The following is a 19,235-nucleotide window of genomic DNA, read 5'->3' on the forward strand; positions in this document are numbered from 1 at the left end:
CCCCTGCCGATAGTGCCTCTCGTGACCACCCTGTACGCTCCCGCACCCGAGCTGCCGGTGTACGACTTCCGACGGCCGACCACGCTCGCCCGCGAGCATTCGCGTGTGCTGGAGCTGGCGTTCGAGACCTTCGCGCGGCAGTGGGCGACCCAGCTCACCGCCAAGGTTCGGGTGCTCAGCCAGGTCACCTGCGACTCCGTCGCGATGCAGACCTACGACGAGTACGCGGCGTCCCTCCCGGCGACGACGGCGATGGTGCTGTGCGAGCTGGAGGGTCTCGCCCCGAAGGGCGTCATCCAGTTCCCGACCGTCGCAGCGCTGTCGTGGGTGAACGCGATGCTCGGCGGCTCGGGAGTGCCGGTCTCCGAGGAGCGCACCTTCACCCAGATCGAGCACGCGCTGGTGCGCAAGCTGATGGACGACGCGCTCGAAGACCTGCGCTACTCGCTGGGCAGCATCCTGGCGACGACGATCACCGTCGACGCCATCCAGTACAACTCGCAGTTCGCGCAGGCCGCGGCGACGTCCGAGCTCATGATCGTCGCCGGCTTCCAGCTGCGGGTGGGCGAGTCCACCGCGCCGGCGACGCTGGCCCTTCCTGCCTCCGTACTGCTGCCGCAGCTGGGGGAGACCAACCCGACGTCGAGCACCGAGAATGCGCGCGAGCTCGTCGACGCACAGCTCGCGCGCGTGCCCGTCGACGTCTCGCTGCGGCTCACACCGGCCGTCGTGAAGCCGAGCGTGGTTCTCGGTCTGGCCGTCGGCGACCTCCTGCCCCTCCCGCATCCGCAACACCGACCGTTCGATCTCGCCGTGGGGGGACACCCCGTGGCCGGCGCAGCACTGGGCTCCAGCGGATCCCGCCTCGCCTGCGTCGTCGTCAAGACAGAGGACTGACTCGCATGAGCATGACTTACGCCTCCGGAACCACTCTCTCGCTCGCCCAGGCTCAGGCCGCGGCGGAGGCGCTGGCTGGCGTGCTGCCGACCGGCGCGCCGCTGACCGCGCTGCTGCACACCGCCGGCGGCTTCGCGGGGCAGACCGCGAACGCGGTGGTCGCGACCTTCGTCGGTGCGACCTCCGTCGACCTCGGGGTCGTGCTGCTGGAGGCTCCGTCGCTCGTCGACGAGGGTGCGGACGGCTCGCCCGTCGTCGCACTGCAGGACGTGCTCCAGCCGGCCCTGGAGGCCGCCAGCGACACCTTCGGCGCCGGCGTCCTCGACGACGCGCGCGTGGAGGACGCCGCAGAGCTGTTCGGCGACGAGGCGACGACGGTGTTCGAGCTCAGCGGTCCCTCCGGTGTGGCGGGCTGGTTCGCGGTGCGCGGGCGCGCCGGTATCGCCGAGCGTGCGGCCTCCGGGGCGATCGCGGGCAAGCTCGCGCGCATCAGCAACGTGGAGATGGCGCTCACGGTCGAGATCGGCCGCACCCGCATGGCGGTGCGCGACGTGCTCGCGATGGAGCCGGGCGCGGTGATCGAGCTCGACCGCTCCGCCGGTTCGCCCGCGGACGTGCTCCTCAACGGCCGGCTGATCGCGCACGGCGAGATCGTGGTCGTCGACCAGGACTACGCCGTCCGCATCACCAAGATCCTCGACGCGGCCGAAGACCTGGACTGACGCCGACCACACCCGGCACTACGGCCGCACGATGCGCCCCAGGGTGCGCGTGTAGTCCTCTTTGATGATGTCGAGGTGCGCCCAGGTCTTGAGCGAGCCGACCTCCGGGAGCGAACGCAGTTGCTCGATGACCGCGAGCACGCCTCCCGTCGTGCTGCCGACGATCGTCGCGATGGCGTCGTAGGCGCCGTGCGCGTCGGCGGCGAGGTCGACCGCCGACGTGGCGACGAGGTAGCGGTGCACGGGCTCCGCCGGGCCGCGCAGGGCGATGCCGACGCGGTAGCTGGCGCGACCGTCTTCCTGCAGCACCGCGATCAGATCGTGGTCCAAGCGGTCGAGCCGGGCTTCGTGTACGGAGGCGGCGGTGATGAACTCCTTCAGCAGCGCATCGTACGTGCTTACGCGTAGCTGCCGCACGCCGGGCGCCTCCCGTAACGCCGAAGGGCACGTCGTTGTCCCTTTCGAGCGCCGAAAGGGACAACAACGTGCCCCTCGGCGGTCGGGAGGTGCGTCAGCGCCGCGGCGTCCAGCCCGGCGGGAGCGGATAGACCAGATCCGCGCGCTCGCGGTCGGCCTCCGCCGACCAGCCCTGCGCCTCGCCCTCGGCGTCGAACCCGCCCCGCGCAACGCGGAAGCCGAGGTCCTCGTGCTGCGTGCGCGGTGAGCCGCCCCGGCGCACGGAGGCCCGCACGCTCCAGGCGTCGTCGGCGTAGCCTCCGCCGCGGAACACCCGGTAGTCGTCGTAGCGAGCGGGGTCCAGATAGTCCCAGCACCACTCCCAGACGTTGCCGAGGGTGTCGAACAGTCCGTGCAGGTTTGGCAGCCTCCCGCCCACGTCGTGCGGGGCCGAGAGCCCGTCGGCGCTCGTCCAGGCGACCTCGCCGAGCGGCCCGTAGTGCGGGCCGGTGGAGCCGGCACGGCAGGCGTACTCCCACTCCGCCTCGGTCGGGAGGCGGTAGCCGTCGGCGTCCACGTGCCAGGTCACGTCCTCGCCGTCGAACGAGTAGGCCGGGTCGAGGCCCTCCCACTCCGACGCCGCGTTGCAGAACCGGATGGCGCGCAGCCAGCTGATCCCGGTCGCCGGTCGCCGTGGATGGGAGGCCGGCTCGCCGATCAGCTCGGCCACCTGCTCCTCGGTGACGGCGAAGACGCCGATCTCGAACGACTCCAGCTCAACGGTCCAGCGGCGCTTCAGCCGGGCGTCGTGGAGCTGCACCGCGCCGGGCGGGATGTACGCCATCTCGATCTCCGCGCCCTCCACGGGTCCACCCTGCCACACCGGCGCCTAACGGGGTGCGGCCGATGGCCGATAGTGCGATCCGTGGAGACCCTGTTCGTCGCCCTCCGGGTGCTCGTCGTCCTCGGCGTGATCGTCGGGCTGCTGTGGTTCGTGCAGCGCCGGATCACGCGCGGGCGCGGTGCGCGCGGCGGTCGCACCCGTCGCGGCAACGCCGTGTCGGTGGTCGGACGCCAGGGGGTCGGGCCGAAGGCGTCGGTCGTCGTCGTGGATGTGGACGGCAACCGGTTCGTGCTCGGCGTGACCGAACGACAGGTGAGCGTGCTGCACACCGGAGCCCGTCCGCAGGAGGCGGACGCCGAGGTGACCCCTCTGGTTCCGGTGCGCAAGACATTCGCGAAAGACGTCGACGCGGCCGGTTCGGCAGTCGCGGCGTCCGGACCGGTCGGGGCTCAGGGATCCACGGACACCAGGCAGGATGCCGACTTCCTCACGGCGCAGGGACGCGCCTCGCTCTTCGACGAGGCACTCAAAGGCTCGATCCTGTCACCCGCGACCTGGCGGCAGGCGAGTTCGGCGGTGCGGCAGAAGAGGTGACGGCGACGCGCGCCGAGTTGCGCGCACCCCTCCGTGCCGCGCTCGGCCGTGCTCACGCCCGCGCGTCCCACCTGCTGCCGCGGCTCGCGATCGCCGGCGTGCTGGTCGCGCTCATGGCAGCGGCGTTCGTCCTGCTCTCGGCGACGGGCGCGCACGCGGTGCCGACACCCGTCCCGACCCCGTCCGGTCCGGCCGGTCCCGGAGGCACCGGCGGCATCACGGTGGACATCAACGGCCCCAACGGCACCCCCAGCGCCGCCATCCTCACGCTCGTCGGCATCACCGTGCTCTCGGTCGCGCCTGCGCTGCTGCTGATGATGTCGTCGTTCACCAAGATCTTCGTCGTGCTGGCGATCACCCGCAACGCGCTCGCGCTGCCGTCCATCCCGCCCAACCAGGTGCTCGCGGGCCTGTCGCTGTTCCTCAGCCTGTTCATCATGAGCCCGGTGCTGGTCGACATCAACAGCACCGCCGTGCAGCCCTACCTCGCGGGACACATCGACTTCACCGCGGCCGTGCACGCGGCCGAGGTGCCGCTGCGGCACTTCATGTCCGCGCACACCCGCGAGGAGGACATCGCGCTCATGACGCGCGCGGCCGGTCGTCCCAACCCGGACTCCGCCGCGTCCGTGCCGATCCTCACGCTCATCCCGGCGTTCATGATCTCGGAGCTGCGCGCGGCGTTCATCATCGGGTTCGTCATCTTCGTGCCGTTCCTGGTGATCGACATGGTCGTCTCCGCGGCCCTGATGTCGATGGGCATGATGATGCTCCCGCCGGTGATGATCTCGCTGCCGTTCAAGATCCTGCTGTTCGTGCTCGTCGATGGCTGGGGCCTCATCATCACGAGCCTGATCACGAGCTATCGAGGTGGCGGATGAACCCGAACGCGGTCCTCGACATCGCCATGCAGGGCCTCCTGATCACGGCCAAGCTCGCCGCGCCGATCGTGGTCACCGCCCTCGTGGTCGGCTTCGCGATCTCGCTCATCCAGTCGATCACGCAGATCCAGGAGGTCACGCTCTCGTTCGTGCCGAAGGCGGCGGCCGTCGCCATCGCACTGATCATCTGCGGCCAGTGGATGATCGCGGAGCTGATCACGTTCACGCACGTGCTGTTCGAGAAGATCCCGACCCTCCTCGGGGGCGGCTGATGTTCATCCCGATCGATCTCTCCGCCATCGAGGCCGTTGCGCTGGCGTCGCTGCGGATGGTCGCGTTCCTGGTGATAGCCCCGCCCTTCTCGTACAACGGTTTCCCCGCCCAGGTGAAGGGGATGCTCGCGATCGGGCTCGCGGTCGCCGTGGCCCCGCGGGTCGGCGCCGGGTACCACTCCGGCGACCTCGGGGCGTTCCTGCTCGACATGGTGCGCGAGCTCGCCGTCGGCGCGACGCTCGGCTTCCTCGTGTTCGTGGTGTTCGCCGCCATCCAGTCGGCGGGCAGTTTCATCGACCTGTTCGGCGGCTTCCAGCTCGCGCAGGCGTTCGATCCGCAGGCGATGATCAACGGAGCCCAGTTCACCCGGATGTTCCAGCTGACCGCGCTCGCGCTGCTGTTCGCCTCCGGCGGCTACCAGCTGATCATCGGCGGCCTGGTGCGCACCTTCGACGCTGTTCCGCTCGCGGCGGGGATGGACCTCGCCGACCCGACGAAGGCCATGGTCACCGGCGTCACCCAGATGTTCCTGTCCGCCCTGCAGATCGCCGGACCGCTCATCATCGTGCTGTTCATGGCCGACATGGCGCTCGGCCTCCTCACCCGCGTCGCACCGGCGCTCAACGCGTTCGCGCTGGGCTTCCCGCTGAAGATCATGCTCACGGTCGTGTTGTCGGCCGTCGTGTTCGTGGCGCTGCCCGGCGTCGTCAGCTCGCTGACCGACACCGCCGTGAAGACCATGCTGGGGGTGACGCGATGAGCGACGCGCAGGAACGCACCGAACAGGCGACCGACAAACGGATGAAGGAGGCCCGCTCGAAGGGGCGGCTCGCCAAGTCCACCGACCTCACCGCCTGGGTCGGCGTGGGCGCCGCGGCGATCATGCTGCCGCTCACGCTGCAGAAGGGCAGCGACGCCGCCGTCGATCAGCTCTTCACCGTGCGGTCGGTCATCGAGAGCCCCGACCCGGCGAAGGCGCTGGTCGCGCTCGGCGACGGGTTCGGCAGCATCATGGCCACGATCGGGCCGTTGCTCGCGGTCGGTGCGATCGCGGTCGTCGGTGCGGCGGCCGCGCAGGGCGGCATCCACTTCAAGCGGCTGTCGCCCAAGTTCGAGCAGTTCAACATCGTCACCGGTGTCGCGAGGGTGTTCGGGATGCGCGCGCTCTGGGAAGGCGCGAAGACGCTGCTCAAGTCGGCGGTGGTGGGCATCGGGCTGTTCCTGGTCGTCCAGGGGCTGATGCCGGTGCTGCTGACGTCCGGGATGATGCCGATCGCCGCGCTGCTGTCCGCGGCGGGCGGCGGCGCGGCCGGCCTCCTCCAGGCGGCGATCGGCGCGGGGCTCGTGCTCGCGGGCCTCGACGTGCTCGTCGTGATGCGCCGCAACCGCAAGCACACCCGGATGACCAAGCGCGAGGTGCGCGACGAGCACAAGAACTCCGACGGCGACCCGCTGATCCGGTCGCAGCGGCGGTCGCGCCAGCTGGCGATGAGCCGCAACCGGATGATCGCGGCGATCGGCCAGTCGGATGTCGTGCTCGTCAACCCGACCCACTTCGCGGTCGCCATCTCGTACGAGCCGGGCAAGTCGGCTCCGCGCGTCGTCGCGAAGGGCGCGGGCGCGATCGCGCTGCGCATCCGCGAGAAGGCGGAGGACGAGCGGGTGCCGGTGGTCAAGGACATCCCGCTCGCCCGGGCGCTGCACGCGAGCTGCCGGCTCGGCGACGAGATCCCGGTCGAGCTCTACAACGCCGTGGCGCGCGTGCTGGCGTTCGTGATGTCGCTCAGGGCACGCGGCGCCGCCGCGGGCACCCACACAATGGCGACCCCGTCCGCCATCCCCGCGCAATTCCTCACGCCGAAGGGCACGTCGTTGTCCCCCTCGCGCCCCGAGGGGGACAACAACGTGCCCCTCGGCGCACCATCCGCACGCGCAACCGCAGGAGGTCTGCAGTGAAGTCCACAGCGAGCAAGGTCGCGGTGCCGATCGGCGTCGTCGGCATCATCATGCTGCTCGTCGTGCCGGTGCCGGCCTGGCTGCTCGACACGCTCATCATCGTCAACATCATGCTGGCGCTCGTGATCCTGCTCACGACGATGTTCGTCAAGAAGCCGCTGGACTTCTCGGTGTTCCCGTCTCTGCTGCTGGTCGCGACGCTCTTCCGGCTGGGTCTGAACGTGGCCTCCACTCGCCTCGTGCTCGGCGACGGCTACGCCGGCCAGGTCATCCAGGCGTTCGGCCACGTGGCGGTCGGCGGGTCCATCATCATCGGCGCCGTCGTCTTCCTCATCCTGATCGTGATCCAGTTCATCGTCGTCACGAAGGGTGCAGAGCGCGTCGCGGAGGTCGGCGCGCGGTTCACCCTCGACGCGATGCCCGGCAAGCAGATGGCCATCGACGCCGACCTGAACGCCGGCCTCATCACCGAGGAGCAGGCAAGGGCGCGACGGGCGGAGGTCTCGGCCGAGGCCGACTTCTACGGTGCGATGGACGGTGCGAGCAAGTTCGTCAAGGGCGACGCGATCGCAGGCATCCTGATCATCGTCATCAACGTGGTCGGCGGCATCGCGATCGGCATGATCCAGCGCGGCATGCAGCTCGGCGACGCGGTCAACTCCTACACCCTGCTGACGATCGGCGACGGCCTGGTCACCCAGATCCCCGCGCTGCTGATGGCCGTCTCCACCGGCATGATCGTGACGCGCTCCAACGCGGAGACCGACATCGGCACAACTGCAAGCGGCCAGCTCGGGCAGTCCCGCAACGCGCTGACCATCGCGGGCTGCGCGGCCATCGTGATGGCGCTCATCCCGGGGATGCCGCCGATCCCGTTCGTGCTCGTCGGCGGCGTGCTCGTGCTCGCGGCCCAGCGCATCAAGACGTCGCAGGCCGCCGAGAAGAAGGCGAAGGCGGCGCAGGCGGCGGTGCAGAACGCCGGCAAGTCGGAGACGACGGAAGACCTCATCGACCAGATGCGGGTGCACGCCCTGGAGATCACCCTGGCGCCCGACCTGGTCGACATCGTGAGCGGCGCCTCCGACGACCTGCTCGCCCGCGTGCGGGCGCTGCGCCGCAAGATCGCGCTCGAGCTCGGTCTGATCGTCCCGCCCGTCCGTACCCGCGACAGCGCCGAGCTGCCGCCCTCCACCTACGTGATCAAGATCGCCGGGGTGGAGGCCGGCCGCGGGCAGGCGCCAGGCGGCCGTGTGCTCGCCCTCGGCGACGCGCTCGACGGCCTGCCGGGCACGCCGACGGTCGAGCCGGTGTTCGGCCTGCCCGCCAAGTGGATCCCGTCCGAGATGCGGCACAGCGCCGAGCTGGGCGGGGCGACGGTGATCGACCGGGTGTCCGTGTTGATCACGCACTTGTCGTCGATCATCACCTCCAACGCCGCCCGCCTGCTGACCCGGGAGGACGTGCGCCAGCTGACCGAGGCCGTCAAGCAGGTCAACGCGCCGGCGGTCGAGGAGCTGGTGCCGAACCTCCTGTCGCTCGCCGAAGTGCAGCGGGTGCTGCAGGGCCTGCTCGCCGAGCAGGTGCCGATCAACGACCTTCCGCGCATCCTGGAGGCGCTCGCGCTGCGGGCCAAGCTCTCGAACGACCCGGAGGGCCTCGTCGAGGCGGCGCGCGCGGCGCTCGGGCCGGCGGTGGTCGCGCCGCACATCGACGGGGGGACGCTCCGCGTGATCATGATCGATCCCGGCCTCGAGCAGTCGATGCTGGAGGGCCTCCGGCCGGGGGAGGGCGGCATGCAGATCGTGATGGATCCGCTGCGGCTGGAGGCCGTGCTCGCGTCGATCCGGCAGACCGCGGCCCAGCTCGACGAGGCCAACGTGTCGGCCGTCCTCGTCTGCGCCCCCGCGCTGCGGCCGGCGATCCGGCGGCTGGTCGCCGGGCAGCTCTCCGGGCTGGCGGTGCTGAGCTACCAGGAGGTCGGGGCGGCGCAGGCGGCCATCGAGACGGTCGGGGTGGTGAGGGGTGCGGAATCGATCGCGGCCTGAGTGGCTCGGCGGCGACCTCGAGCAGGAGGTGCTGCCCGCGGTCTCGACTTCGTCGCAGACCTTCGCCGCCATCCTCGACGACCTCGTGCGCGCCACCGACCTCGACCCGGCAGCCGCCGCGGCGCCCACCATGCCACCCCCTCCCGCTTCGTCGCCGAAGGGCACGTCGTTGTCCCCCTCGGAGCCCGAAGGGGACAACGAGGTGCCCCTCGACCAGCCACGCGCCCGCACGAATGGTGGGGCAGGCGGTGTGCTCGTACAGCGCGCGGCCCCGCCACGACTGCGCGGGAAGGGCGACCTGACGCTCGTGATCGGCCTGGGCGGCGATGCCGGGGAGGCCGCGGCGATCCTCGCGGCATCGGCGGACGCCGACGTGCTCGCGGTCGCCGACCGACGGGAGGCGCTGGCCGCCCGCGCCGAAGGCGTGCGCCGCGAGTGCCCGATCGTCGGGGTCGTCGAGCTGGCGCGCGTGGACGCCGTGCCGGAACTCGCCGCATCCCTCGCTGCGATCGAACCCGATCAGGTGTGGGTGGCGGTCGACGTCAGCCGCAAGCTGGACGACACAGCCGTCTGGGTGCGGGCCGTCGACGCTGTGCTCGCCGTCGACGGGATGGCCGCGCACGGCGCCGCGCACACGGCGACACCGTGGGCGGTCGGCGCGCTCGGTCTCCCGCTGCTCTGGCTCGACGCCCCGCCCGGGCCGCCGACGACCGTGGCGACCAACTGGCTGGACGCTCCGCCCGGAGACGCGCCGCCGCGCAGTGCGTACTGACGCCAGATCCTGTCTGGCGGCTGCGGGGCCGGATAGGCTGGTCCAATGCTGGTATTGACGCGGAAAGTCGGGGAGCGTGTGCTCATCGGCGACGACATCGTCGTCACGATCCTCGATGTCCGCGGCGACGGCGTGCGCGTGGGCATCGACGCCCCGCGGGGAATCCGCATCCAGCGCGACGAGGTCGTGCAGGCCGTCAGCGAGGCCAATCAGGAGGCTCGCGAGGCCGCGGCGACCGCCGACCCCGAGTCCCTCATCAAGAAGTCGCTCGGTCTCTGACCGAGCACGGCTGTCCGTCGTCCCGCCGGCCCCCACTCCGTCGGTCCTTGCACGGCCCCTGGCGGCACGCGAAGATGCGAGCATGCCCGACTTCCGCCGCGTCACCGATCTGGTGGACGCGCGCGGGGGAGCGAGCTGGCTCACCGTCCTGCGCGGCGGGGACGTCCTCCTCGACCGCAGGACCGGCTGCGATCCCGATGCGCTGTTCTACACGTTCTCGGTGAGCAAGCCGTTCGTGGCCCTCGCCGTGCACCTGCTCGCCGAGCGGGGCATGCTGCGTCTCGACGACCCGGTCGCCGCGCATTGGCCGGCCTACGCGCGCGGCGGAAAGTCCGACATCACCATCCGGCACGTGCTCTCGCACCGCGCGGGCGTCCCGTACTCCACGGGCACCCTCCTGGGCGATACCGTGCGCCTGACCGACCCGCGTCGATCCGTGGCGGCCGCGGAGGACGCCCGCCCGCGCTGGCCGGCGGGCGAGGTGGTCGGGTATCACGTGCTCAGCTTCGGCTTCATCCTGGGCGAGCTGGTGCGGCGCGTCAGCGGGATGCCGGTGGAGCGCTTCATCGCGGAGAACCTGCTGCGACCGGCCGGTCTGACCGAGACGACGCTGGGGCTTCCGGAGGCCGAGGGCTCCCGCGGGGTTCCGCTGCGTGCTCTGAGCGCACCGGAGCGCGCCCGGACGCTGCTGTTCAACCGTCCGCGCACGCGGGCCGTCCCGGTGCCGGCCGCCGCTGTGAGCACCAACGGGCGCGAGCTCGCGGAGTTCTACCGCCTGCTGCTCGCCGGAGGGGAGGGCGTGCTGCGACCCGAGACGATCGCGGCGTCGAGGGAGGTCTCGAGCGACGGCGAGCCCGACCGGATCATGGGGCACCCGGTGCGCTGGTCCTACGGCTTCCAGCTCGGCGGCCCGATCGGGCTGGCGCGGCCGACGGGCTCCCGCGCGGACCCGCGGACGTTCGGCCACAACGGCAGCAGCATCTGCAACGTCTGGGCCGATCCGGTGCGCGACCTCGTCGTCGCGTACCTGACCAACACCGCCGATGAGCGGCGCCGCGCCCTCCGCCATCTCAGCGACGTGAGCGATGCGATACTGGTGGCCTGCGGCTGAACGGTCCACACTTTCTCGCAGAGGCTGCGGGAGACGCGCCGCGCCGGAGCGGAGGATGCCATGAGCGCCGGAACGAAGGACGACCCGTGGCAGCTGACCACGGCTCCCGGCACGTCCGAATACACCATGTACCGCGATGATGCGGCCGACCCTCCCGTGCTGGTCTGCCAGGTGGGCTCCACCCGCCTGAGCTACCGCGCGAGCGCCGTCGACGACCTGGCGGCGTGGCTGCGCGAGCAGGGCGACTGGGTGCCGCTGGGCGCGGCGGACGAGAACAAGCCGGCGGCCGAGGGGACGATCGAGGCGTGGGGTCGCGACCCGGGCAATCCGGTGGGCGGCTGGTACGGGTTGCGCAAGGGCTACCGCGGCCGGTTCGGGATGTACCTGCCTCCTCTGCTGGAGGCGCTCGGGCTGATCGAGCTGACGCACGACGCCCGCAACAACAGGGCCAGGACGAAGCCGTAGCGCGGCATCCCCGCACGGCCCGCCGCGTCCGCGCTCACGAGACGGCGGGACGGCTGGTCGCTGCGAAGGCGTCCGCGCGCGGGGGCGTCATCGTGACCAGCAGCGACGCCGCCAGCGACGCGCTCGCGTAGCGCGCGACCTCGGCCAGTCCGGGGGCGAGATCGGACGGCCCCTCCGGTGTGTCGAGCGCGTCCACGGCCAGCCAGTGCAGCTCCTGCGACTCGTCGTCTCCCGGCCGGCCGACCGGATCCGTCGTCGCCACGAAACCGTAGAGCAGGTCGGTGTGGAAGTGGTCGTCGCCGATCGGGTGCACGTCGACGCAGAGCGGCTGCGGCAGCACCTCGACTCCGGGGGCGTGCTCGATCCGGTGCACCGGCTGCAGGAGCAGCAGCTGACCGAGCTCGTACCCGGACTCCTCGCGCAGCTCGTGAGCGACCGCCGCCCACGGATCCTCGGCGCGCTCGACGTGGCCGCCCGGCTGCATCAGGAGCCCCAGCTTGCGATGACGGTGCACCAGGAGGTGCGGGCGGCCGTCGAGCTCGCGGAGGATCAGTGCGCTCGCGGTGAGGTCGTATTCGCCCGGACCGGTGTTGAGGTGCGGCATGCCAGCAGTCTGGCACGTCCACCGTCTGTCACCTCCGTCGTCTGGCACTATGGGCGCATGGCGGTGATGCGCACGCAGCGGGGGTTCGACCGGTTGGTCAACTTCTCCGACGCCGTCGTCGCCATTGCGATCACGCTCCTGATCCTCCCGCTGGTGGACGCCAGCAAGGACGTCGTCCACGACGGCATCGCCGCCTACTTCAGTGGGAACTTCTGGGAGTTCCTCGCCTTCGTGATCACCTTCGCGGTCATCGCGCGACTCTGGATGGTGCACCACCAGGTGTTCGGCTGGATCGACGCCTACACCCCGGCCCTGATGTGGCTCAACATGCTATGGCTGGCTGCGATCGTCTTCATGCCGTTCACGGCGAACGTGCTGTCGGACAGCCCGAACGGACAGCCGGACGTCTACGCGCTCTATGTCGGCGATCTGCTGCTCGCCACGGTGACGATGCAGGTCATCGAGGTCATCATCGTGCGCACTCCAGGACTGCTTCTGCCGGAGGCGGCCGGCCAGTCGGACACCCTGCGCGGCTGGACGTTCGTCATCCTGATGTCCGTTGCGCTCGTGCTCACGGTCCTCTTCCCGCACGTCGGGATGTTCTGGCTGCTGATCCTCTTCCTCTCGAAGCCGCTGCACCTCGTCCTGAGCAGACTGCTGCGCCGGAAGCCCGGCACAGCAGTCTGAGACTGCGACCCCCGCGCCGCCGGGCCTTCCCTCAGACCGGAGCGAGGGTTATCGTCGCGACATGCGACCCAAGACATTCTTCGTGTTCCTGATCATCGTCGCCGCCTACATCCTGGGCGCACGGGCGGGGCGCGAGCGCTACGACCAGATCGTCGACTCGCTGACCGCGTTCTGGAACAGCCCGGACGTGAAGAAGGCGCGCAAGAACGCCAAGAAGCAGACCGCGAAGGCGCGCAAGAAGTACTCGTGACCCGCGGACCGGGTCAGGGTTCGCGGTAGTCGCCCTCGGTGTATTCGCCCTCGGGGGCGTCGGCGGGCTCGTCGGCGTCGGTGTACGTGCCTTCGACGGCGGGGTCCGGGCCGGGGTCGCCCTCGGTCTCGGTGTACTGGCCGTGCACGGTGCGCTCGTGCGGGCCCTCGTCGTCGGACTCGGTGTAGCTGCCCTCGAGGTTCTCGCGGGCGTCGCCTGCCGGCTCATCTGGGGTGCTCATAGCGGTGAGCGTACGCTGTCCGGACCCGCGCGACCAGAGGTCTGCGCGGGTCTTGGAGAGAATGCGGAACCGCTTATCCCAGCAGTGGGATGAACTGAAAACCGAGTGGTGTAAGGTATTGTCCGACCCGCGACCGTCATCGAAGGAGAATCATGGTCGACCGCCTCACCCGCGCATCCGAACTGACCGTCGAAGAGAAGGCGTCGCTCACCAGCGGTCGCAGCTTCTGGGAGACCGAACCCGTCGACCGCGTCGGCATCCCGTCCCTCTACCTCACCGACGGTCCGCACGGCGTCCGCAAGCAGGCGCAGGGCGGAGACCACCTCGGGATCGGCGACAGCGTGCCGGCGACCTGCTTCCCGCCCGCCGTCGCCCTCGGCTCCTCGTGGGACGCCGAGCTGCTGGAGCGCGTGGGCGCGGCGCTGGGCGAGGAGGCCAAGGCCGAGGGGGTCGGCGTGCTGCTCGGCCCGGGTATCAACATCAAGCGCTCGCCGCTGTGCGGTCGCAACTTCGAGTACCTCTCCGAGGACCCGATCGTCTCCGGTCGGCTCGGGGCGGCGCTCGTGCGCGGCCTCCAGTCGCAGGGTGTGGGCGCCTCCCTCAAGCACTTCGCCGCCAACAACCAGGAGACCGACCGCCTGCGCGTGAGCGCCGATGTCGACGAGCGGCCGTTGCGCGAGATCTACCTGCGCGGCTTCCAGCACGTGGTCGAGCAGGCGCAGCCCTGGACGGTCATGTGCTCGTACAACCGCATCAACGGCGTGTACGCCAGCGAGGACCCCTGGCTGCTCACCTCGGTGCTGCGTGACGAGTGGGGCTTCGACGGCCTCGTCGTCTCGGACTGGGGCGCCGTCAACGACCGGGTGAGCGCGCTCGTCGCCGGTCTCGACCTCGAAATGCCGTCGACCGGCGGGGTGACCGACGCGCAGCTGGTCGCGGCCGTGCGCGACGGCTCGCTGGCGGAGTCCGTGCTCGACACGGCCGCGAACCGCGTCATCGAGCTGGTCGAGAAGGCGCTCGCCGGAGCCGACGCCGACGCGACGTACGACGTCGATGCACACCACGCCCTCGCCAGGGAGGTCGCCGGCCGCAGCATCGTGCTGCTCAAGAACGACGGCGTCCTGCCCCTCTCCACGGCGGCCGGCCGCTCGATCGCCGTCGTGGGTGAATTCGCCCGCACGCCGCGCTACCAGGGCGCCGGTTCCTCCCAGATCGTCCCGACCCGTCTCGACAACGCGCTCGACGAAGTGATCGCGCTCGCCGGCGACGCCACGGTGGCCTTCGCGCCCGGCTACGTCCTCGGCGAATCCGCGGACGCCGACGCGGTCGCACTCACGGCGGAGGCCGTCGGCATCGCCGCGGCGGCGGACGACGTCCTGGTGTTCCTCGGACTCCCGGGCGAAGACGAGTCGGAGGGCTTCGACCGCGAGCACCTCGAGCTGCCCGCCGCGCAGACCGCGCTGCTGGAGGCCGTCATCGCCGCCAACCCGCGCGTCACGGTCGTGCTGTCCAACGGCGGTGTCGTGCGCGTCTCCGGCTGGTCCGACCGGGTGCCCGCCATCGTCGAGGGCTGGCTGCTCGGGCAGGCCGGCGGAGGAGCCATCGCCGACGTGCTGTTCGGTGTCGTCAACCCGTCCGGTCGCCTGGCCGAGAGCATCCCCGTGCGGATCGAGGACACCGCATCGTTCCTCAACTTCCCCGGAGAGAAGGGCCACGTGCGCTACGGCGAGGGCCTGTTCGTGGGCTACCGCGACTTCGACGCCCGGGGCGCCGCCGTCAGCTTCCCGTTCGGCCACGGTCTCTCGTACACCACCTTCGCGTTCGGCGCTCCGACCGCGGCCCCGACGGCCGACGGCGGCATCCGTGTGACGGTGGACGTGACCAACACGGGCGCGCGCGACGGCAGGGAGGTCGTTCAGGTCTACGTGTCGGTTCCGTCCTCCCGGGTGCAGCGCCCGGTGCGCGAGCTCAAGGGCTTCGCCGCCGTCGCGATCGCGGCGGGCGCCACCGAGACGGTCGTCGTCGAGCTCCCCGCGTCCGACCTGGCCTACTACGACACCGAGCTCGGCGGCTGGTCGGTCGAGGCAGGCGACTACGTCGTCGAGGTCGGAGCCTCGTCCCGCGACCTGCGCGGCTCCGTCACCGTCTCCCTCGCGGGCGACGGCCGCACCGCGCCGCTCAGCGTCGACTCGACGCTCGGCGAATGGCTCGAGCACCCGGTCGGCGGCCCGATCCTGATGGCGGCGCTGGCGCAGAGCGCGGAGGCGGAGGGCATGGGCGCCATGCTGGCAGACCCGAGCCTGCGCCGGATGGCCGAGTCCATCCCGCTGATCCGCGCGGCGGCCTTCCCCGGGAGCCCGGTCACCCACGACCAGCTCGACCAGCTGGTGGCCGCCGCGAACGCGTAGGGTACGCCTCTGAGCGGCACCGTGAACCCCCTTGCGAGAGTGAGGGGGTTCGGCGTTCCGTGTGCCCCATGAGCGACGAGCGAGACGACCAGGATGCGGTCACCGGCCACGACCCGACCAACGGGCTGGCGGGCGACCTCGAAGGAGACGACGGCGGCGCACAGGTGCCGACCGCGGGGCAGAACGTGATCCAGGATGTGATCGCGGATCTCGACCCCGACCGACCGGTCGACGAGGGCGACGACTCGGCGACGTCGTATAGCGAGGAGGGCAAGCCATGAGCGACACGAGCGGACTCCACGACGCCGACGCACAGGGCGTCCCCGACGAGGACGAGCCGGGTCAGGCGGGGCGAACGACACCGGAGGGCGCCGAGGACGTGACGAACGCCCAGACCCAGAACCAGCCGGCCGCCGGATCAGGTGGCGCCGAGCCGCCCCCGGCCGACTTCGATCCGGCCCAGCAGCCGTCGAATCCCGACCTCGTGAAGAACGTCGAACCGCCGGACGAGTGAGTCCGAGCGTTCGCAGAGAGACCGCGGCCCCGCCCACGTCATCCCGGGCGGGGCCGCTCTGCGTCCCGGCCCGGTTCCGAACAGCGCTCAGCGCACGCCAGAGCCCCGGTTGGCGTACATCCACACCGCGCCGATGGCGAGCCCGATCACGAGCATGCCGATCCCGACGCTGAGGACCGACCCGTCCCCGGTGCGCGGCACGATGAGGCCGACCACGAACAGCACGGCACCGAGGTTGAGCAGCACGGCGGCCACCCAGCCGAGCGTCCTGCGCCGCGCTGCGTTCATCCCGGGTATCGTAGCCCGCCGGCCTGCGCGCACCGTGTGCGCGAGGATGCCGGCGCCGAAGCGGTTCAGGACCCGCCCAGGTTCCCGGTCGCTTCCGGCTCTTCGTCGAGCGCCTCGTTGATCAGGGCGGCGACGAGGAACTTCCAGTCCGAGCCCTCGTGGAGCGTCTCCGTGTAGCCCAGCGGGATGGCGCCGAAGACCGGTTCGTGCTCTTCGCCTTCGACCGATACCCGCACGAGCCTCCCGAGCTCCGCATGCGACTCGTCGAGGACCACCCACTGGCCCGGCGCCTTCTTCTCGACGTGGAAGATGCGCTCGCGGTACGGGTAGCGGACGCTCGACATCTCGAGTTCGCTGGCGGACATGGTCATCCCTTCCGTCGGTTGACGCTCTCAGGCTGCATCCAACGCCCGAAGGGCTGCTCTTGGCAAGATGCACACCCTAGGCTGACGCCATGAGCGGCACCGTCCACAACCTCGATGAAGCGTTCGCCCTCGTGCCGGAGCCGTGGCAGCCGCACCGGCTGACCGGGGTCAACGACTACGACGTCAAGATCGCCCGGCTGCACGGCGAGTTCATCTGGCACACGCATCCCGACACCGACGAGCTGTTCCTGGTGGTGTCGGGCCGGCTGACCATCGGCCTGCGCGACGGGGACGTCGAACTCGGCCCGCACGATGTGTTCGTCGTCCCGAAGGGCGTCGAGCACTGCCCGCGGACCGACGAGGAGGCGCTGGTCGTCCTGTTCGAGCCGAAAGGCACCGTGAACACCGGCGACCGGCCGGGGGAGCGGACGAGCGAGCTGCGGGAGCTGCCCGGCGACTAGAGCCCGCTGTCGAGCACGGTGTCGAGCACCGTGTCCAGCGCGGCGAGCACCGCTGCCGGGTCGTCGTGGACGGCCCGCGCCCCGGAGTCGAGCAGCTCAGCGGCGCCCACCCCGCCGCACAGCACGCCCACCGACCGGACGTGCGCCCGAGCGGCGGCGGCCATGTCCCACACCGAATCGCCGATCATGAGGGCCTCCGAGGGCGTCGCGCCCGCCCGGTGCAGGGCGACCTCCAGGATGCCGGGATCGGGCTTGGCGGATTCGACGTCGTCGGCCGAGGTGACGGCGTGGATGGCGTCGTCCGCGTCGAGCGCAGCCCGCAGCAGCGCCAGCTCGTCCTCGGGCGCGGACGTGGCCAGCACCACCAGGATGTCGCGGGCGGCGATCGCGCGCAGCAGGCCGGCCGCGCCGTCGAAGGCCCGCAGCCGCGGAGCCAGGGCGCGGTAGTGCTCGCCGTGCAGCGACGTCGCGCGCTCGTTCCAGGCGTCGTCGCGCTCGCCCGCGACCGCGCGCAGCAGCCGAGCGGAGTCCTGGCCGATGGCGCGGTGGATGCGCCAGGCGTCGACGGCGACGTCGAGGTCGCCGAGAGCGCGCTGCCAGGCATCGACGTGGAGGTAGTTCGAGTCGACGAGTGTTCCGTCGACGTCGAAGAGTACGGTTCTGACGGTCATGCCGCACTGTGTACACCCGGTACCGGAGGAGTCCCTCCACGTGGAGTCCGGCCTCAGTTGAAGATGGCCCAGTCGGAGCGGCTCAGCTTCGCCCGTTGCCCGTTGATGACCAGGTACCAGCTCTCCTCGTCGCGGTGGAGGTACTGGGCGAGCATGGTGGTGTAGCGCCAGTCGCCGGACACCTGGGTCCAACGGATCAGCGAGATGAGCTGGCCTTGGCGCAGATACGGCACCGCGACGAAATCGTCATGTCGCGGGTGCTGGGGACCGCTGATCTGGCCCCCCGCCTTCGGAGTGCTCATGCGTCACTTTAACCCCAAGACGCACCCTTTGGGAACAGTTTCTGCCCTGAAGATATGCAATAGATCTCGTGTCAACGTGGCACCGGATGCACGAAACCGCCGAGTACGCAGACCGTCTGCGTACTCGGCGGTTCGAGCTGAATTCGGGCGTACTCGGTGGTCAGTTCGCCGTGGTCAGGGCCGGGATCGCCGCGACGGTTCGGGTGCGGGCCGACTCGTACGCGCCGAGGATGATGCCGAGGACCTCGATGCCCTCCTTCTGCGTGTGCAGCGGGCGGGTGCCGTCGAGGATGCTGCGCGCGAAGTGGTTCAGCTCCTCGCCGAACTGATGCACGGCCTCCAGCTCGACGACCGTCGCCTCCGCGTCGCCGCGCTTCTTGACGGTCAGCGTGGTGCCGTCGCTGGTGAGGCTGCCGAGCTCACCGACCGCCGAGAACTTCTCGGTGCCCGGCGCCGCCTCGTACGCCCAGCTGGTGACCACGGTGCCGATCACGCCGTTGTCGAAGCGCACGAGCACGGTGGCCGAGTCCTCGCCCTCCATGAACGTCAGACGGTGGGTGGCGAGCAGCGCGGTGACCTCCACGGGCGCCCCGCCCGCCAGGTGCAGCAGCAGGTAGGTCGGGTGGTAGCCGGTGTCGATGAGCTCACCACCGCCGGAGGTGGACGCGTGCGCGCGCCACCCCATGTTCGACGGGTCGAAGTCGTTGAAGAACGAGTCGGTGGTGCGCACCTCGTAGACGCGCCCGATCGCTCCGGACTCGATCAGCTCCTTCGCGCGGGCCACGGCAGGGAGGAAGAGCTGGTTGTGCGCGCACATCAGCGTGACCCCGGCCTCCTCGACGGCGGCGGACACCTCTGCGGCCTCCTCCGCGGTCAGACAGAGCGGCTTCTCGCAGAGGATGTGCTTGCCGGCCCGGGCTGCTGCGACGATGGCGTCCTTGTGGAGGTGGTGCGGGAGGCAGATGTCGACGGCGTCGATGTCGGCCTCCGCGAGCATGGTGCGGTAGTCGGCGTAGATGGCCGCGCCCGTGGCCTCAGCGCGCTTCTCCGCGCTCTCGCGCACCGGGTCGGCGACCGCGGCGAACGTGATGGTGTCGGGGTTGCGGAGGTAGCCCTCGACGTGTGCGCCGGCGATGCCGCCTGCGCCGATCAGGCCGATGCGAACGGTGTTTTCGGACATAACGGAAGTTCTCCAAAGGTTCGAATGAT

Annotated in this window: 27 protein-coding genes; 18 read left to right on the top strand and 9 right to left on the bottom strand. The window is 70.7% G+C overall.

Annotation, left to right across the window (positions count from 1 at the left end; all coding sequences use genetic code 11):
* The first annotated feature begins 21 nt into the window (after nt 1–21).
* Entirely contained in the window at nt 22–897 is an 876-nt protein-coding gene (locus JNB50_RS03975; RefSeq protein ID WP_208038791.1) for a flagellar motor switch protein FliM, read from the top strand.
* Between the two features lie 5 nt (nt 898–902).
* On the top strand, nt 903–1,619 hold the full coding sequence (fliN, locus tag JNB50_RS03980; protein WP_208038792.1) for a flagellar motor switch protein FliN: 717 nt from the start codon (nt 903–905) through the stop codon (nt 1,617–1,619).
* Between the two features lie 18 nt (nt 1,620–1,637).
* Here fliN and JNB50_RS03985 read toward each other — a convergent pair whose 3' ends face one another.
* Nucleotides 1,638–2,036: a hypothetical protein gene (locus JNB50_RS03985; protein ID WP_208038793.1), complete on the bottom strand. Its 399-nt coding sequence runs from the start codon at nt 2,034–2,036 to the stop codon at nt 1,638–1,640.
* Nucleotides 2,037–2,130: 94 nt separating this feature from the next.
* Nucleotides 2,131–2,859, bottom strand: a complete 729-nt coding sequence (locus JNB50_RS03990) for an SUMF1/EgtB/PvdO family nonheme iron enzyme (protein ID WP_208039164.1) — start codon at nt 2,857–2,859, stop codon at nt 2,131–2,133.
* An 81-nt stretch (nt 2,860–2,940) separates the two neighbouring features.
* Between JNB50_RS03990 and fliO the strand changes: the two genes are divergently transcribed.
* The 10 genes from fliO (at nt 2,941) to JNB50_RS04040 (ending at nt 11,235) form a co-directional block, all read left to right on the top strand.
* Nucleotides 2,941–3,453 carry a flagellar biosynthetic protein FliO gene (gene fliO / locus JNB50_RS03995; RefSeq protein ID WP_208038794.1) on the top strand — a complete coding sequence of 171 codons (513 nt, stop codon included), beginning with the start codon at nt 2,941–2,943 and terminating at the stop codon, nt 3,451–3,453.
* Between the two features lie 113 nt (nt 3,454–3,566).
* A complete protein-coding gene (fliP, locus tag JNB50_RS04000; protein WP_241703897.1) occupies nt 3,567–4,334 on the top strand; it encodes a flagellar type III secretion system pore protein FliP in 768 nt (255 codons plus the stop codon).
* A complete protein-coding gene (locus JNB50_RS04005) occupies nt 4,331–4,606 on the top strand; it encodes a flagellar biosynthetic protein FliQ (RefSeq protein ID WP_208038795.1) in 276 nt (91 codons plus the stop codon). Before fliP ends, JNB50_RS04005 begins: the two co-directional genes overlap by 4 nt.
* Nucleotides 4,606–5,367 (top strand): flagellar biosynthetic protein FliR, encoded by a 762-nt coding sequence (locus tag JNB50_RS04010; protein ID WP_208038796.1) that lies wholly within the window; start codon nt 4,606–4,608, stop codon nt 5,365–5,367. The genes JNB50_RS04005 and JNB50_RS04010 overlap by 1 nt, the downstream gene beginning before the upstream one ends.
* Nucleotides 5,364–6,563, top strand: coding sequence for a flagellar biosynthesis protein FlhB (locus JNB50_RS04015; RefSeq protein ID WP_208038797.1), 1,200 nt, complete (start codon nt 5,364–5,366; stop codon nt 6,561–6,563). The genes JNB50_RS04010 and JNB50_RS04015 overlap by 4 nt, the downstream gene beginning before the upstream one ends.
* Before the next feature lie 50 nt (nt 6,564–6,613).
* Complete coding sequence (locus tag JNB50_RS04020) at nt 6,614–8,608, top strand: flagellar biosynthesis protein FlhA (RefSeq protein ID WP_279553750.1); 1,995 nt, start codon at nt 6,614–6,616, stop codon at nt 8,606–8,608.
* On the top strand, nt 8,586–9,380 hold the full coding sequence (locus tag JNB50_RS04025) for a hypothetical protein (RefSeq protein ID WP_208038799.1): 795 nt from the start codon (nt 8,586–8,588) through the stop codon (nt 9,378–9,380). Before JNB50_RS04020 ends, JNB50_RS04025 begins: the two co-directional genes overlap by 23 nt.
* A gap of 45 nt (nt 9,381–9,425) precedes the next feature.
* A complete protein-coding gene (gene csrA, locus JNB50_RS04030) occupies nt 9,426–9,659 on the top strand; it encodes a carbon storage regulator CsrA (protein ID WP_208038800.1) in 234 nt (77 codons plus the stop codon).
* Between the two features lie 82 nt (nt 9,660–9,741).
* Entirely contained in the window at nt 9,742–10,770 is a 1,029-nt protein-coding gene (locus tag JNB50_RS04035) for a serine hydrolase (RefSeq protein WP_208038801.1), read from the top strand.
* 60 nt (nt 10,771–10,830) lie between these two features.
* Entirely contained in the window at nt 10,831–11,235 is a 405-nt protein-coding gene (locus JNB50_RS04040; RefSeq protein WP_208038802.1) for a DUF6855 family protein, read from the top strand.
* 34 nt (nt 11,236–11,269) lie between these two features.
* Here the strand turns inward: JNB50_RS04040 and JNB50_RS04045 are convergent, their stop codons facing one another.
* On the bottom strand, nt 11,270–11,839 hold the full coding sequence (locus JNB50_RS04045) for an NUDIX hydrolase (RefSeq protein WP_208038803.1): 570 nt from the start codon (nt 11,837–11,839) through the stop codon (nt 11,270–11,272).
* Nucleotides 11,840–11,896: 57 nt separating this feature from the next.
* Here JNB50_RS04045 and JNB50_RS04050 point away from each other — a divergent pair, with 57 nt between their 5' ends.
* Entirely contained in the window at nt 11,897–12,526 is a 630-nt protein-coding gene (locus JNB50_RS04050) for a TMEM175 family protein (protein WP_208038804.1), read from the top strand.
* A 61-nt stretch (nt 12,527–12,587) separates the two neighbouring features.
* Nucleotides 12,588–12,776, top strand: coding sequence for a hypothetical protein (locus JNB50_RS04055; protein WP_208038805.1), 189 nt, complete (start codon nt 12,588–12,590; stop codon nt 12,774–12,776).
* A gap of 13 nt (nt 12,777–12,789) precedes the next feature.
* Here JNB50_RS04055 and JNB50_RS04060 read toward each other — a convergent pair whose 3' ends face one another.
* Complete coding sequence (locus tag JNB50_RS04060) at nt 12,790–13,017, bottom strand: hypothetical protein (protein ID WP_208038806.1); 228 nt, start codon at nt 13,015–13,017, stop codon at nt 12,790–12,792.
* A gap of 152 nt (nt 13,018–13,169) precedes the next feature.
* On the opposite strand from JNB50_RS04060, the gene JNB50_RS04065 reads away from it, so the two are divergent.
* The 3 genes from JNB50_RS04065 to JNB50_RS04075 all read left to right on the top strand — a co-directional run bounded on the left by JNB50_RS04065 (nt 13,170) and on the right by JNB50_RS04075 (nt 15,939).
* Nucleotides 13,170–15,425: a glycoside hydrolase family 3 C-terminal domain-containing protein gene (locus tag JNB50_RS04065; protein WP_208038807.1), complete on the top strand. Its 2,256-nt coding sequence runs from the start codon at nt 13,170–13,172 to the stop codon at nt 15,423–15,425.
* A 68-nt stretch (nt 15,426–15,493) separates the two neighbouring features.
* Entirely contained in the window at nt 15,494–15,706 is a 213-nt protein-coding gene (locus JNB50_RS04070) for a hypothetical protein (RefSeq protein ID WP_208038808.1), read from the top strand.
* Entirely contained in the window at nt 15,703–15,939 is a 237-nt protein-coding gene (locus JNB50_RS04075) for a hypothetical protein (protein ID WP_208038809.1), read from the top strand. The genes JNB50_RS04070 and JNB50_RS04075 overlap by 4 nt, the downstream gene beginning before the upstream one ends.
* Before the next feature lie 87 nt (nt 15,940–16,026).
* Here the strand turns inward: JNB50_RS04075 and JNB50_RS04080 are convergent, their stop codons facing one another.
* Nucleotides 16,027–16,227: a hypothetical protein gene (locus JNB50_RS04080; RefSeq protein WP_208038810.1), complete on the bottom strand. Its 201-nt coding sequence runs from the start codon at nt 16,225–16,227 to the stop codon at nt 16,027–16,029.
* Between the two features lie 65 nt (nt 16,228–16,292).
* A complete protein-coding gene (locus tag JNB50_RS04085; protein ID WP_208038811.1) occupies nt 16,293–16,592 on the bottom strand; it encodes a hypothetical protein in 300 nt (99 codons plus the stop codon).
* 89 nt (nt 16,593–16,681) lie between these two features.
* Between JNB50_RS04085 and JNB50_RS04090 the strand changes: the two genes are divergently transcribed.
* Nucleotides 16,682–17,053 (top strand): cupin domain-containing protein, encoded by a 372-nt coding sequence (locus tag JNB50_RS04090; RefSeq protein WP_208038812.1) that lies wholly within the window; start codon nt 16,682–16,684, stop codon nt 17,051–17,053.
* Here the strand turns inward: JNB50_RS04090 and JNB50_RS04095 are convergent.
* From JNB50_RS04095 to JNB50_RS04105, 3 genes are all read right to left on the bottom strand, one after another.
* Nucleotides 17,050–17,724 (bottom strand): HAD family hydrolase, encoded by a 675-nt coding sequence (locus JNB50_RS04095; RefSeq protein WP_208038813.1) that lies wholly within the window; start codon nt 17,722–17,724, stop codon nt 17,050–17,052. The genes JNB50_RS04090 and JNB50_RS04095 overlap by 4 nt on opposite strands.
* A gap of 53 nt (nt 17,725–17,777) precedes the next feature.
* On the bottom strand, nt 17,778–18,026 hold the full coding sequence (locus JNB50_RS04100) for a hypothetical protein (protein ID WP_208038814.1): 249 nt from the start codon (nt 18,024–18,026) through the stop codon (nt 17,778–17,780).
* Nucleotides 18,027–18,186: 160 nt separating this feature from the next.
* On the bottom strand, nt 18,187–19,206 hold the full coding sequence (locus JNB50_RS04105) for a Gfo/Idh/MocA family protein (protein WP_208038815.1): 1,020 nt from the start codon (nt 19,204–19,206) through the stop codon (nt 18,187–18,189).
* Nucleotides 19,207–19,235 lie beyond the last annotated feature (29 nt).

It is taken from the genome of Leifsonia sp. TF02-11, from assembly GCF_017565305.1.
Taxonomy (GTDB): Bacteria; Actinomycetota; Actinomycetes; order Actinomycetales; family Microbacteriaceae; genus Leifsonia.